Origin of the sequence: Leisingera aquaemixtae (genome assembly GCF_001458395.1) — a bacterium.
Taxonomy (GTDB): domain Bacteria; phylum Pseudomonadota; class Alphaproteobacteria; order Rhodobacterales; family Rhodobacteraceae; genus Leisingera; species Leisingera aquaemixtae.
In genome coordinates, this window is the sequence record NZ_CYSR01000011.1 from 135,345 (window position 1) to 149,502 (window position 14,158).

Here is a 14,158-nt window from a genome sequence, read left to right on the forward strand (position 1 = left end):
TATTTTGGAAAGATGAAAGCGGCGGGCGCCCTCAGCCGTGATGGGCCGCCACGGTCTTGAGCTGCGAAAACCCGTAGAGCGCCTCAAAGCCCTTTTCCCGCCCGTGACCGGATTTGCCGACCCCGCCAAATGGCAGTTCCACCCCGCCGCCGGCGCCGTAGTTGTTGAGGAACACCTGCCCCGCCCGCAGGCGTTTTGCCAGCCGCATCTGCCGCGCCCCGTCGCGGGTCCAGACGCTGGCCACCAGCCCGTACTCGGTCGCGTTGGCGATCCGCAGGGCGTCCTCCCCGGTCTCAAACGGGATCAGCACCTGCACCGGGCCGAAGATTTCCTCCCGCGCCAGCGCATGATCCTCCGGCACATCGGCAAACAGGGTGGGGGGCACGTATGCGCCGCTTTCCGGGGCATGGGGCACAATCGCCCCCTGCGCCGCAACCGGCAGGTCCGCCCCCTGTTTCAGATAGGCCTCGACAATCTGCTTCTGCCGGGCAGAGATCAGCGGCCCGACCCGCAGGTCCTCTGCCGCCGGTCCCACGGTCAGCGCGCCATAGGCCTCGGCCATCCGCGCCTTCACCTGTTCATACACTCCGCGCTGCACCAGAATGCGCGAGGAGGCCGAGCAGGTCTGGCCCGCGTTCTGGATGCCGGCGTTGACCAGAAACGGCAGGGCGGCATCCAGGTCGGCATCGTCGAACACCAGCTGCGGGGATTTGCCGCCCAGCTCCAGCGTCACCGGCACCACATTGGCGCCGGCGGCCTGCTGCACCAGCGCGCCGGTCCTGACCGACCCGGTGAAGGAGATGTGGTGCACGCCGGGATGCGCCGCCAGCGCCGCGCCGGCCTCAGCCCCCAGCCCCGGCACCACGTTCAGCGCACCCGCGGGCAGCCCGGCCTCCATCGCGATATGGGCGAAGGCCAGGGCCGTCAGGCAGGCTTCCTCCGCCGGTTTCAGCACACAGGCGTTGCCCATCGCCAGTGCGGCGCCGACGGACCGCCCGATGATCTGCATCGGATAGTTCCAGGGCACGATATGCCCCGTGACCCCATGCGGCTCGCGCAGGGTATAGACGGTGTAGCCGTCGAGATACGGGATGGTTTCCCCCATCACCTTGTCCGCCGCGCCGCCATAGAACTCGCAGTAGCGCGCCAGCGCCACCGCATCGGCACGCGCCTGGCTCAGCGGCTTGCCCACGTCCATCGCCTCGATCGCGGCCAGCAGCTCCACCCGCTCCAGCACGAACTGGCCTATCCGCGTCAGGATGCGGCCCCGCTCCAGCGCGGTCATGCGGCCCCAGCCGCCATCCAGCGCCGCTTCTGCTTCCAGTACCGCGGCCTCGATATCCGCCGCGCCGCCGCGGGCGATCTGGCAGATTTCGCTGCCGTCCGAGGGGTTCACCAGCGGCAGGGTGCCGCCGCTGGCCGCGGGCTGCCAGGTGCCGCCGATCAGGCAGAGCGCGGGGTCGAACCAAAGCGGGGAAGTGTCAGTCATCATGCGCTCCTGCGATCTCAAAGCTGTAGCTTTTGATTTGATGTTCGGTGAACGGCGCCCCCTGGCGCAAGTCCCGGATGCCGGGCATCGCGCTAAGGCAGGTGCCCCAAAAGGCCACCGCATCGGCTGAGGATTTCGAGAGCCCCATGCGCCAGCGGCCCGGAAACTCGCGCAGGAGGGTCCGGGCGGCCTCTTGGCCCCAGCCCCGGCGGCGGTGCTGCGGCAGGATGCAGAACTCCGACAGCTCGCGCCGGTCATCGGGCAGGTTCAGCACGATGGCAAAGCCGATGCGCTGGGTGCCATTCCTGATCCAGAAGGCAGTCACGTCCTTGCGGTTCAGCATCTGGCCCGCACAGCGTGCCGGATCAATGGAAGCACGCGGCGCCACCTCGGCCAAGTAGGGCGCCAGCGCTGCTGCCAGCAGCGCCTGCTCCCGCGGCATGATCAGCGACAGCGTCAGGCTCATGCGGCCCCCTGATCCAGATCGGGCAGCACCGGCGCCGCAGCGATCAGCTGCCGGGTGTAGGGGTGCTGCGGGTTGGAAAAGACCTCTTCGGTTTCGCCCTGCTCGACGATCTCGCCTTGCCTCATGACCAGGCAGCGGTCGGTGATCGTGCGCACCACGCTCAGGTCGTGGCTGATGAACAGATAGGTCAGCGAATAGGCTGCGCAGAGTTCCGCCAGCAGGTCCAGGATGCGGGCGCGGACCGAAACGTCGAGCGCTGAGACCGCCTCGTCAAAGATGATCAGCTCCGGCCTTGTGATCAGCGCGCGGGCAATGGCGATGCGCTGGCGCTGCCCGCCGGAGAACTGGTGGATGTACTTGCCGGCATCTTCCGGTTTCAGCCCGACAGCGGTGAGGGTTTCGGCGATCAGATCCCTGCGCGCGGCCCCAACGGGCGGATCCGGCAGCATATGGAAGGGTTCGGTGATCAGCCGCTCCACCCGGTGGCGCGGGTTGAAGCTGCCGTAAGGGTCCTGGAACACCACCTGCAGTTTGCGTCGGACCGCCGGTTTCAGATGGGTCGTCACCACCTCTCCACCGAGGAGAATCTCTCCGCCCTGTAGCGGTTCCAACCCCAGAATGGCCCGTGTCAGGGTCGATTTTCCGCAGCCCGACTCCCCCACCAGCCCCAGCCGCTCGCCGCGGTTCAGGGTGAAGGAGACATCCTTCACGGCGCGGAACCGGCCGGGTTTGGCAAACAGAGACTTGCGCGGGGTCTTGTAGTCGCGGACGGCGTTCCGGACTTCCAAGAGCGGCGCCGGCGCGGGCGGTTCCGGCAGTGCCACCCGGTGGCTGGAAGCCGCAAACAGCATCCGCGTATAGGGATGGCGCATGTTGCGCAACAACTGGCGCGTGCCGCCGGTCTCCACCACTTCGCCGTGGCGCATGACGACGATCCGGTCGGCCAGATCCGCCACCACCGCCAGATCGTGGGTGATGATCAGCAACCCCATGCCCGTGTCCTGCACCAGGTCCTTCAGCAGCTCCAGAATCTGCGCCTGTGTGGTCACGTCCAGCGCGGTGGTCGGCTCATCCGCGATCAAGAGTTTCGGGCGCAGGGCAATCGCCATGGCAATCACCACCCGCTGGCGTTGGCCGCCCGACAGCTCATGCGGATACCGGCTGAGCGGGAAACGGTCCTCGGGCAGCCCGACCCGCTCCAGCACCTCGCGGGCGCGGGCCTCGGCCTGGCCGCGCGGCATCGCCTTGTGGATCAGGATCGTCTCCATCACCTGCGCGCCGATGGTCTTCACGGGGTTGAGCGCGGTCATCGGCTCTTGAAACACCATGCCGATGGACTGGCCGCGCAGGGCGCACATCTGCGCCTCGGACTGGTCCAGCAGCTGGGTGCCGTCCAGGGTGATATACCCTTTGGCCTCAGCCTGTTCCGGCAGCAGCTGCATGACTGCCAATGCGGTCATCGACTTGCCGGAGCCGCTTTCGCCGGTCACCGCGACGATCTCGCCCGGCTCGATGTGAAAGGAGACGTCCTTCAGCACCGGGTAGCAGCCGATCTTGAGCGACAGGCGGGTCACATCCAGCAGCGTCATGTCCGCGCCATCCTCAGTTTCGGGTCCAGCCAGTCGCGCAAGCCGTCGCCCAGCAGGTTCAGCCCCAGCACCGTCAGGATGATGGCCGTGCCCGGCACCAGCGCCAGATGCGGCGCAAAGCTCACCATGGTCTGCGCATCGGCCAGCATCCGCCCCCAGCTGGGCGTGGGCGGCTGCGCGCCCAGGCCGACATAGGACAGGCCGGCCTCGGCCAGAATGCCAAGGGAGAATTGGATTGTGCCCTGCACGATCAGCAGGTTGGTGACGTTGGGCAGGATATGCTCCGCCGAGATCCGCGCCGCGTTTTTGCCGGCCACGCGGGCGGCCAGGATGAATTCCCGCTCCCAAAGGGACAGCGCCGCGCCGCGGGTGATGCGGGCAAAGACGGGGATGTTGAAAATGCCGATGGCGATGATCGCGTTGATGGCGCCAGCCCCCAGAACGGCGGTGATCAGGATCGCAATCACCAGTGAGGGGAAGGCAAAGACCAGATCATTGCCGCGCATGATCACCTCATCCAGCCAGGAGCCCTTGCGCGCCGCCGCCGTCAGCCCCAGCGGCACGCCTGCGCCCATGCCGATGCCAACCGCCACCAGCGCGACGGCGATGGAGGTGCGCGCGCCCACCATGATCATCGACATCAGGTCGCGCCCGAAATGATCGGTGCCCAGCCAGTGCTGCGCATTGGGGGTTTGCAGCTTGGCCGGGATGTTCATTGCAGTGTGGTCAAACGGCGTCCACAGGAACGACACCGCCGCCGCCAGCAGCACCAGCGAGGACAAAACGGCACCAAGGATCAGGTTGCGGGTCATGTCCGGCCGCCATTTCTGCTCGCCCGCCCGGCCGCAAGGCCGGGCCGCGCCCGACCCTCCCCACGGGAGGGCGCGTTGCGCCCCCCCAGGCTCGGGCGCGGCCCTTGGCGGCAGATCTGCACCGCTGCGTCTTTATTCATGCCCGGCTCCTCAGCCGCGGGTCGACCAGCGCATAGGCAAGATCGACTAGGAAATTCACCGTGATGACGGCGAAGACCAGCAGCATCACCACCGACTCCACCACGATCAGATCGCGCGCGGAAATCGCCTGGAACACCAGCCGCCCAAGGCCGGGCAGGTAAAACACCTGCTCGATGATGATGGCGCCCGCCAGCAGGAAGGAGAATTGCAGCCCGATGATGGTCAGCACCGGGATCAAGGCGTTCCTGACCCCGTGCCGCCACAGCGCCTGGCGCCGGGTCAGCCCCTTGGCGCGGGCGGTGCGCATGAAATCCTCGTCCAGAATGTCCAGCAGGGCTGAGCGCATCACCCGAGTCAGGATCGCCGCCTGCGGCAGCGCCAGCGCAATCGCGGGCAGGGTAAGGGCATGAAGACCGGCCCAAATCCCCGCCTCCCAGCCCGGAAACCCGCCGGCGCCGAACCAGCGCAGGTTGATGGCAAAGATCAGGACCAGCATCATCGCAAACCAGAAGTTCGGGACCGCCACGCCCAGCTGGGTCGCCCCCATCACCGCCATGTCGCCGGCCTTGCCGCGGCGGGCAGCGGCGTAGATGCCCGCCGGAAAGGCAATCAGCGTAGACAGCGTCAGCGCATAAAACGCCAGCGGCAGCGATACCCACATCCGGTCGGCAATCATCCCCGCCACCGGCGTGCGGTAGGTGTAGGAGGTGCCGAAATCGCCCCCAAGCATCCCCGCAACCCAACTGAGGTAGCGGGCGGTTTTGCTTTGATCCAGTCCCAGCTCTGCCTTCAGGGCCGCCACCGTGTCCGCCTGCGCATTGACCCCCAGCATGAATGACGCGGGGTCGCCCGGTGCCACCTCCACCACGAGGAAGATCACCAGCGAGGCAACAGCCAGGCTGAGGATCAGCGACAGGAGGCGTTTGAGGGCATAGCGGAGCATGGCTGCCACGTTAGGAGCCTGCGGGGAACGGGTCCAGAGGGAGCGCGGAGGGAAACGAACCGCAGGCGGCGAAAAATGCGCAGCGTCAAAAGGTTGTGCGCAATCCGGCCGGAAACAGGCCAAGGGCGTCCGGCAGGCTCTTTGGCAGCGGGCGGAAACGGTCTATCACTCTGTCATGCTGTCCCGCCCCCTGTTCATCGGTTCGGAAATCTACCGCACCTCCTCTTATGGCCGCACCCATCCCTTGCGGGTGCCGCGGGTGTCTACCGTGATGGACCTCTCCCGCGCGCTGGGCTGGCTGCCGGATGCGGTCTATGTGAATTCCCCCCGCGCCAAACCAGCGGCGCTGACCGTCTGGCACACGCCCGAATATGTCGCCGCGCTGCAGGCGGCGGAGACCGCGCAGGCGGTCAGCGCGGAAGTCCGCGCGCGCCATCACCTCGGCACCCTCTCCAACCCGGTGTTCCCGGAAATCTTCCGCCGCCCGGCCACCGCCGCGGGCGGCTCGATCCTGGCGGGGGAGCTGCTGGCGGATGGCGGCATCGTCTACAACCCGGCGGGCGGCACCCACCACGGGATGCCGGACCGGGCCAACGGGTTTTGCTATCTGAACGATCCTGTCCTGGCGATGCTGTCGCTGCGCCACCACGGCGTGCGGCGGATCGCCTATGTCGACATCGACGCCCATCATTCTGATGGGGTGGAGCATGGCTTTGCCGGCGACCCTGACGTGCTGATGATCTCAGTGCATGAGGAAAACCTCTGGCCCAAGACCGGCACGCTGACGGAGGATGCCGGCGGTTCGGCCCTGAACCTGCCGGTGCCGCGCGGGTTCAATGATGACGAGATGGCGCTGGTGCGCGACGACCTGATCCTGCCCGCGGTGCAGGCGTTTCAGCCGGATGCTATCGTGCTGCAATGCGGGGCGGATGCGGTGTTGGAGGACCCGCTGCCGCATCTGGACCTGTCGAACAACGCTCATTGGGCGGTGGTGCGGGCGCTGATGGGCATGGCGCCGCGTTATCTGGTGCTGGGCGGGGGCGGCTATAACCCGTGGTCGGTCGGGCGGCTCTGGACCGGGGTCTGGGCGGCGCTGAACGGAATTGAGGTGCCAGAGCGTCTGCCTGCGGCGGGCGAAGAAGTGCTGCGGGGGCTGGGGTTCAACGGCAACCGCCTGGGCCGCAACCCGCCGGAGCATTGGTTCACCACGCTCAGGGATCAGCCGCGGGGAGGGGAGATCCGTCAGGAAATCCGGGGGCGCGTGCAGTTCTTGCGAAGAAGACGCAGGCTCCAAAGGTAGCACCGCCTGGCCGCAGGCCGGGCAGCGCCCGTCCCGCCCCCCACGGGGCGGGCGCTTCGCTTCCCACCCCGCCGGGACGGGCGCCGCCCTTCGTGAATAGGGGCGATCGCTACTCCGCCCAGCTGACCGCCGTCAGGTCGATGGCTGCCGTGGGCGCATTCTCCCACAGGCCCTGCAGCCCGGCCTTGGCCACCCCCAGCTTGGCCAGCTGGAACAGGTAGCCATTGACGTAATCCGCCGCGATCATCTCCTGCGCGTCCTGCAGCAGCGCGGTGCGGCTGTCCGGGCCGGTGGTCGCGGTCAGCCGGTTCATCAGCTCCTGAAGCGCCTTGCTGTCGTACTGGAAATAATACTCGGGCCGGGCATAGATGCCGATGTCCATCGGCTCGGTATGGCTGACGATGGTCAGGCCAAAGCTCTTGCCGTTGAACACGCTTTCCAGCCATTGCGCCCATTCGACGTTGATGATCTCGGCCTTGATGCCGACAGCGGCCAGCTGCGCCGCGATGATCTCGCCGCCGCGCCGCGCATAAGACGGCGGCGGCAGGTGCAGGGTGGTCTCAAACCCCTCCGGGAACCCGGCCTCCGCCAGCAGCGCCTTGGCCTGCTCCGGGTCATGGGCGGACATGCCGGTCAGGTCCTTGTAGGCCGGGTGGTGCGGCGCAAAGTGCGTGCCGATCGGGGTGCCGTAGCCGAACATCGCGCCGTCGATGATCGCCTGCCGGTCGATGGCATGAGCAACCGCCTGGCGCACCCGGATATCGTCAAACGGCGGCAGCTTGTTGTTGATGGACAGAATCGTCTCGCCCTCGGTCGAGCCGACCAGCACCTGAAACCGCGGGTCGGCCTCGAACTGCGGCAGGTTCTCCGGCGCCGGGAAGTTGTCGAAGGCGTCGATATCCTCCGCCATCATCGCAGCGAAGGCGGCAGTCGGGTCGGAGATGAACTTGAAGGTGGCCGAGGCCAGCGCCGGCTGCTCGCCCCAGTAATCCGGGTTGCGCGCCAGCGTGATGCGGTCGCCTTGCACCCACTCCTGGAAGGTATAGGCGCCGGTGCCGACCGGATTGCTCTTGATGCCCTCAATGCTCTCCGGCGCCACGATCACCGCGTCGCCCCAGGCAAGGTTGAACAGCAGGCTGCCGTTCGGTGCCGCCAGGGTGATCCGCACGGTCTGCGGGTCCACCGCCTCGACCGAGGCGATCCCGTCAAACAGCGCCTTCTGCGCATTGGTGCTGTCCTCGGCGCGGGCGCGGTCGAGCGAGAATTTCACGTCCTCCGCATCCATTGCGCTGCCATCGTGAAAGGTGACGCCTTGGCGCAGCTTGAAGGTGTAGACGGTGCCGTCTTCTGAAATTTCCCAGCTCTCGGCGAGGCCGGGAACCACCGACCCATCGCCCATGAAACGGGTCAGCCCCTCGAAAATATTGGTGTAGACAACCGAGTCGATGGCCTGCGCGGCGGCGCTGGTCGGGTCCAGATGCGGCGGCTCCAGCTGCATGGCGATGGTGACGCTGTCCTTGGCCCAGGCGCCGCCGGCGGCCAGGGCCAGTGCGGAACCTGCCGCAAAAACAAATGATTTCAGTGCCATTGAAGAACTCCCCGTGTACAATCTGCGGGCCGTGTGCGGCGCCTATTGGAAACGAGTTTCCCTGTTTCCCATGCGTAATCAAGGGCGGGGGACATTTCGCCCACTGGAAGCACGCGGCGTAAATTGATAACCCGTGCCCACTTTTAAACCGCGGACAGGAAGCCATGAGCGCAACAGCCAAGAAACAGGCGCCCAACGCCGAAGACATCCGGGCCCGCAAGGGCGGCACCCCGCTGGTGAGCCTCACGGCCTATACCACGCCGATGGCGCGGCTGATGGACAAGCACTGCGACTTCGTGCTGGTCGGCGACAGCGTCGGCATGGTCCTGCACGGGCTGACCTCCACCCTGGGCGTCACCATGGAGATGATGATCCTGCACGGCCAGGCGGTCGCGCGCGGCCTCAGCCAGGCGATGCTGGTGATCGACATGCCCTTCGGCAGTTACGAGGAAGGCCCGCAGCAGGCGTTCCGCAACGCCGCCCGGCTGATGGCCGAGACCGGCTGCGCCGCGGTCAAGCTGGAAGGCGGCGTCGAGATGGCCGAGACCATCCGCTTCCTGGTCAAGCGCGGCATTCCGGTGATGGCCCACATCGGCCTGACGCCGCAGTCGATCAACACCCTGGGCGGCTACAAGGTGCAGGGCCGCGATGCGCAAGCCGACGCCGTGCTGGCCGACGCTCGCGCGGTGGCCGGGGCCGGCGCGTTCTCCGTGGTGCTGGAGAAGGTGCCGCAGAAACTGGCCGACAAGATCACCGCTGAGGTCGCGATTCCCACCATCGGCATCGGCGCCAGCGCGGGCTGCGACGGGCAGATCCTGGTGGTTGATGACATGCTGGGCTTCTTCACCGCCTTCAAACCGAAATTCGTGAAACGCTACGCCGATCTTGGCCCGCTGGCAGAGGCAGGCATCGCCGAATACGCCGCCGACGTGCGGGCGCGCGCCTTCCCCGGGGCGGAGCATGTCTTTGCCGACCAGGCCCCGGCGGCCAAGACCCCCTCCAAAGGATGACTGCTGACATGACTGCCCCGATCCTGCGCCGTCTGGCTGACCTGCGCGCCAAGACGGCTGAATGGCGCAGCAATGGCGAAACCATCGGCCTGGTGCCGACCATGGGGGCGCTGCACGCCGGCCACATGTCGCTGGTGGAGGCCGCCAATCAGGCCTGCGACCGGGTGATCGTGACCATTTTCGTGAACCCCAAGCAGTTCAACAACGCCGAGGATCTGGCGAATTACCCGCGCACCGAAACCGAAGACGCGGAAAAGCTCGCCCCCTACGGCGTCGATCTGATCTATGTCCCGGACCCGGACCAGATCTACCCCGGCGGCTATGCCACCAATGTCTCTGTCGGCGGCAGCATCACGGATGTGATGGAAGGCCCCTTCCGCCCCGGCCATTTCGACGGGGTGGCGACGGTGGTCGCCAAGCTGTTCCTGCAGACCGGCGCGGATCAGGCGTTCTTTGGCCAGAAGGATTACCAGCAGCTGATGGTGGTGACCCGCATGGCCCGCGATCTGGACATCCCGATCACGGTCCACGGCTGCGAAACCGTGCGCGAGCCGTCGGGCCTTGCCATGTCCTCGCGTAATCTGCGCCTGTCGCCGGAGGCGCTGGCCAAGGCCGCCGCTCTGAATGCGGAGATGCGCAAGGCTGCCGCCGAAGCCTCCGCAGGCATGCCTTGGCCGCCGCTGGAAGCCGCCGCGCGCAAGGCGCTGGCACAGGCGGGTTTCGGCGATGTCGAATACTTCGACCTGCGCTGCGCCGAAACGCTGGAGGCGCTGGGGACCCCCTCCCGTCCCGCCCGCCTGCTGGCCGCCGCCTGGATGGACGGGATCCGGCTGATCGACAATATCGACGTGCCACAGAAGCAATCCTGAAGGCTCACGCGCAGCCAGGTCTGCATAGATTAACCAAGGGCGGCGCCTGACCCTGGGCGGGTGCGAAGCGCCCTCCCGCGGGGAGGATCGGGCGCCGCCCGGCGGTGCCGCCGGGCGAAGGTGCCGATGTTTCCGGAAGTTCCTCAACTAAATTCTTAGTAGGGGCTGGCAGCGGTAACACGTTTGCGTTTATGCTCTCCGGTCAGAGGAGACTGGAGGGCAGCAGATGACCTATATTCTGGCAATTGATCAGGGCACCACGTCGACCCGGGCAATCCTGTTTGATGCGGGAATGCAGGTCGCGGGCACCGCCCAGCAGGAGTTTACCCAGCACTACCCGCAGGCGGGCTGGGTGGAGCATGACCCGGAGGAGATCTGGGGCACCACGGTCGCGGTCTGCCGCAAGGTGATGGCGGATCTGGATGTCTCCGCTGCGGATATTGCGGGCATCGGCATCACCAATCAGCGCGAAACCACCGTGGTCTGGGACAAAACCAGCGGCAAGGCGGTTCACAACGCCATCGTCTGGCAGGACCGCCGCACCGCCGCCATCTGCGAGCAGCTGCGCCAGGCGGGCCACGCGGACATGGTGGCCGACCGCACCGGGCTGCTGCTGGACCCCTATTTCTCCGGCACCAAGGTGAAATGGATCCTCGACACCGTGCCGGGCGCGCGCGACCGGGCGGCGGCGGGGGATCTCCTGTTCGGCACCGTCGACAGCTTCCTGATCTGGCGCCTGACCGGCGGCGCCTCCCACGTGACGGATGCAACCAATGCCGCGCGCACGCTGATGTATGACATCCGCAAGGGCCGCTGGAGCCGCACCATCAGCGATCTGCTGGACGTGCCGCAGCAGATGCTGCCGGAGGTGAAGGACAGCGCGGCAGATTTCGGCACCACCGATCCGGAAATCCTGGGCGGGCCGGTCCCGATCCTGGGGGTGGCGGGCGACCAGCAGGCGGCCACCATCGGCCAGGCCTGTTTCCAGCCGGGGATGATGAAATCCACCTACGGGACGGGCTGCTTTGCGCTCTTGAACACCGGGGATGAGCCGGTGGTGTCAAAGAACCGGATGCTGACCACCATCGCCTATCAGCTGGACGGCAAGCCGACCTATGCGCTGGAGGGCTCGATCTTCATCGCCGGCGCGGCGGTGCAATGGCTGCGCGACGGGCTGGGCATCATCGAACAGGCGTCGGATTCGGGCGAACTGGCCCTGCGCGCCGATCCGGGCCAGGATGTGATCCTGGTGCCCGCCTTCACTGGCCTCGGCGCACCCTATTGGGAGCCGGAGTGCCGCGGCGGCATGTTCGGCCTCACCCGCAACTCCGGCCCGGCAGAGCTTGCCCGCGCGGCGCTGCAAAGCGTCGCCTACCAGACCCGCGATCTCTATGAGGCGATGCGGGCGGACTGGGAGGACGACAGCCACCACACCGTGACCCTGCGCGTCGATGGCGGCATGAGCGCCAGCGACTGGACCATGCAGAGCCTGTCGGACATCCTGGGCGCCGCCGTCGACCGCCCGGTGATGCAGGAAACCACCGCGCTGGGCGCCGCCTGGCTGGCGGGGATGCGGGCCGGGATCTACCCGGACCAGACCGGCTTTGCCGACACCTGGAAGCTCGACCGCCAGTTCGCGCCGCTGATGCAGCCCGCCGCGCGCGAAGCCGCCTACGGGCGCTGGCAGCGCGCGGTGCAGGCCGTGATCGGCGTCTAAAGCAGCAGGCGGGCGGCTCCCGCCTGTTCTGCGGCATTCAAAGAATGCGCCTCACAGTTGGGCGTGGCGCCGCGCTTTGCGCGGCGTTCTCTTTTTGCTGAGAAGCGGTTTCAGGGCAGGGCTGCCCTGAAACGCGCCTTGCCGAGGGTCCGTGCGCCCATCCGCGCCTCAAGGGTGAACCGTGCCTGCGGCACGGCGGCTGCGCCGCCCTTGACCCGCGGCCGGCCGCAGGCGTTCCCTAACCGACGCGGGCACCTGCCGGGATGGTAGCAGGGCGTGCATTCAGTTCCGCGATGGAGAAGCCCGCAATGGATTTGTACTTGGCGGCATGGGCGGCCAGCTCCGCCTGCGGGATCACCTCGCTGATGTCCCCGAAGTCTCCGCCGCAGAGGTCCTCGACCCGCTGCAGTACCCCGTCCGGCCCGCCGCCCGCGCGGTTGGCCAGGCCCACTGCCGTGGTCACCGGGCGCACGTCTGCCTCATAGGCCTCCAGCGCGGCGGCGCTGATGCCGTGCTCCAGCAGCTTGGCGCCGATCACCCGCGCGCCCACAATCGCCTGGCTGGCACCGTTTGACCCGACCGGATAGGTCGGATGCGCCGCGTCGCCCATAAGGGTGACGTTGCCATGCGTCCAGCGCGCCAGCGGGTCGCGGTCCACCATCGGATATTCATAAACCGCCTTCGCCCCGCGGATCAGGGCCGGGACGTCGATCCAATCAAACTGCCAATCCGCAAAATCCGGCAGGAACTCAGTGATATCCGCGGGCCGGTTCCAGTCCTCCCGCCGCCAGGGCGCGGAGGGGTCGAAACTCTTCTCCGCAATCCAGTTCATCGTCACGCGGCCGTCCGCGTCCGGCGCTGAGATGGGATAGGCTACGAGGCGCAGATGGTCATGACCGATCATCGCCATCGCTGCGCCGCCCTTGAATGCGGGCGCTTTGGTGGTGGCGCGCCACAGGATGCGGCCGTTCCAGACCGGCGCGCCCTCATCCGGCACCATCTGCGCGCGCAGGGCAGAGTGGATGCCATCCGCCCCCACAACCAGCCCGCCGTCGATCCGCCGCCCGTCTGCCAGCAGCAGCGCCGCGCCGCCGTCCGTGTTCTCAAACCCCGCCGCCCGCGCGCCGGTTTCAATGCAATCCGCCCCCGCACGCTCCGCCAGCGCGCGGCAGAGCATCATCTGCAACGCCCCCCGGTGCACCGAATACTGCGGCCAGGCATAGCCCGCGCCGGTGCCGCGCGGCTCCTCCCAGATCGTCTTGCCCAGCTTGCTGTAAAACCCCAGCTGCCTTGTGCGGACGCCAATCGCGTCCAGCTCCGCCTCCAGCCCCAGATCGAACAGCTCGCGCACCGCATTGGGCTGCAGGTTGATGCCAGCCCCCATCGGCTTCAGCTCCCGCGCGGCCTCGAAGATGCGGAAGGGCACCCCGGCCTGCTGCAGGGTCAGCCCCAGGGTCAGCCCGGCAATGCCGCCGCCGGCGATGAGAATGGACATGATAAGCATACTCCCTAATGGCGCGGGCAGATAACCACGGCGCAGGCAGCAGGGCAAGCGGGCAGAGGCGGATTGAGGTCAGCGCCGTCCGGCGATGATCAGGTCGGGGCCAAAGATCACGTCGGCATAATTGTGCAGGTAGATCTTCAGCCAGGGGGTGAAGCGTTCAGGATGGCGGCTCACCTCTGCCAGCAGGTCGTGGTAGTCGACCCAGCGGGTCTCCATCACCTCATCCGGGTTGGGGGTGATCTTCAGCGGGCGGTGGGCGTGCGCCAGGAACACATCGACCGCTTCATGCTCCACCAGCCCGTTGCCGACATCGGCGCGGTATTCCAGGTGGTGGCGGAACTCCGGGTAAAGACCGGTGATCCCCAGCTCCTCCTGCATCCGCCGCACCGCGCAGGCCGAGGGCTGCTCCTCCCACATCGGGTGGGTGCAGCAGGTGTTCGCCCACAGGCCCGGAGTGTGGTATTTGCCCATCGCCCGGCGCTGCATCAGGATTTCCACGCCTTTCACCACAAAGACGGAAACCGCCTTGTGTTTCAGCCCGCGCTCATGTGCGGCGAGCTTGTCAACAGGTGTCAAATCGCCGTTCACCCAGGCGGGGATCATGTGGCTCATACTGTGTCCGTGACGTGGTTCCCTGGCCGGCCTGCCGCAAATGCGATGGCCTGGCTCTTACCGCTAACGCCTGCGGGTTGCGAAAGCAATTACGCGAAAAGCCGCGGCGAAAATGCCG

At 67.0% G+C, this 14,158-nt stretch carries 12 protein-coding genes; 4 read left to right on the forward strand and 8 right to left on the reverse strand.

Annotated elements, in window-relative coordinates:
- Positions 1-31 precede the first annotated feature (31 nt).
- The 5 genes from PHA8399_RS06460 to PHA8399_RS06480 form a co-directional block, all read right to left on the reverse strand.
- Complete coding sequence (locus PHA8399_RS06460) at positions 32-1,489, reverse strand: aldehyde dehydrogenase family protein (protein WP_058285500.1); 1,458 nt, start codon at positions 1,487-1,489, stop codon at positions 32-34.
- Entirely contained in the window at positions 1,482-1,955 is a 474-nt protein-coding gene (locus PHA8399_RS06465) for a GNAT family N-acetyltransferase (RefSeq protein ID WP_058285354.1), read from the reverse strand. Before PHA8399_RS06465 ends, PHA8399_RS06460 begins: the two co-directional genes overlap by 8 nt.
- Entirely contained in the window at positions 1,952-3,544 is a 1,593-nt protein-coding gene (locus tag PHA8399_RS06470) for an ABC transporter ATP-binding protein (protein WP_058285355.1), read from the reverse strand. Before PHA8399_RS06470 ends, PHA8399_RS06465 begins: the two co-directional genes overlap by 4 nt.
- Positions 3,541-4,356 (reverse strand): ABC transporter permease, encoded by an 816-nt coding sequence (locus tag PHA8399_RS06475; RefSeq protein WP_058285356.1) that lies wholly within the window; start codon positions 4,354-4,356, stop codon positions 3,541-3,543. Before PHA8399_RS06475 ends, PHA8399_RS06470 begins: the two co-directional genes overlap by 4 nt.
- Positions 4,357-4,492: 136 nt before the next feature.
- The gene (locus PHA8399_RS06480; protein WP_058285357.1) at positions 4,493-5,440 is read right to left on the reverse strand and encodes an ABC transporter permease; all 948 of its coding nucleotides are present in this window, start codon (positions 5,438-5,440) and stop codon (positions 4,493-4,495) included.
- 175 nt (positions 5,441-5,615) lie between these two features.
- Between PHA8399_RS06480 and PHA8399_RS06485 the strand changes: the two genes are divergently transcribed.
- Positions 5,616-6,740, forward strand: coding sequence for an acetoin utilization protein AcuC (locus PHA8399_RS06485; protein ID WP_058285358.1), 1,125 nt, complete (start codon positions 5,616-5,618; stop codon positions 6,738-6,740).
- Between the two features lie 109 nt (positions 6,741-6,849).
- Here PHA8399_RS06485 and PHA8399_RS06490 read toward each other — a convergent pair whose 3' ends face one another.
- On the reverse strand, positions 6,850-8,328 hold the full coding sequence (locus PHA8399_RS06490) for an ABC transporter substrate-binding protein (protein ID WP_058285359.1): 1,479 nt from the start codon (positions 8,326-8,328) through the stop codon (positions 6,850-6,852).
- 164 nt (positions 8,329-8,492) lie between these two features.
- On the opposite strand from PHA8399_RS06490, the gene panB reads away from it, so the two are divergent.
- The 3 genes from panB (at position 8,493) to glpK (ending at position 11,924) form a co-directional block, all read left to right on the forward strand.
- Positions 8,493-9,338, forward strand: coding sequence for a 3-methyl-2-oxobutanoate hydroxymethyltransferase (gene panB / locus PHA8399_RS06495; RefSeq protein ID WP_058285360.1), 846 nt, complete (start codon positions 8,493-8,495; stop codon positions 9,336-9,338).
- Positions 9,339-9,346: 8 nt separating this feature from the next.
- Positions 9,347-10,207, forward strand: coding sequence for a pantoate--beta-alanine ligase (gene panC, locus PHA8399_RS06500; RefSeq protein WP_058285501.1), 861 nt, complete (start codon positions 9,347-9,349; stop codon positions 10,205-10,207).
- Positions 10,208-10,433: 226 nt separating this feature from the next.
- Entirely contained in the window at positions 10,434-11,924 is a 1,491-nt protein-coding gene (glpK, locus tag PHA8399_RS06505; RefSeq protein ID WP_058285361.1) for a glycerol kinase GlpK, read from the forward strand.
- Positions 11,925-12,162: 238 nt separating this feature from the next.
- Here glpK and PHA8399_RS06510 read toward each other — a convergent pair whose 3' ends face one another.
- Complete coding sequence (locus tag PHA8399_RS06510) at positions 12,163-13,419, reverse strand: flavin-dependent oxidoreductase (RefSeq protein WP_058285502.1); 1,257 nt, start codon at positions 13,417-13,419, stop codon at positions 12,163-12,165.
- 78 nt (positions 13,420-13,497) lie between these two features.
- Positions 13,498-14,040: an isopentenyl-diphosphate Delta-isomerase gene (gene idi / locus PHA8399_RS06515; protein WP_058285362.1), complete on the reverse strand. Its 543-nt coding sequence runs from the start codon at positions 14,038-14,040 to the stop codon at positions 13,498-13,500.
- Positions 14,041-14,158: the final 118 nt, after the last annotated feature.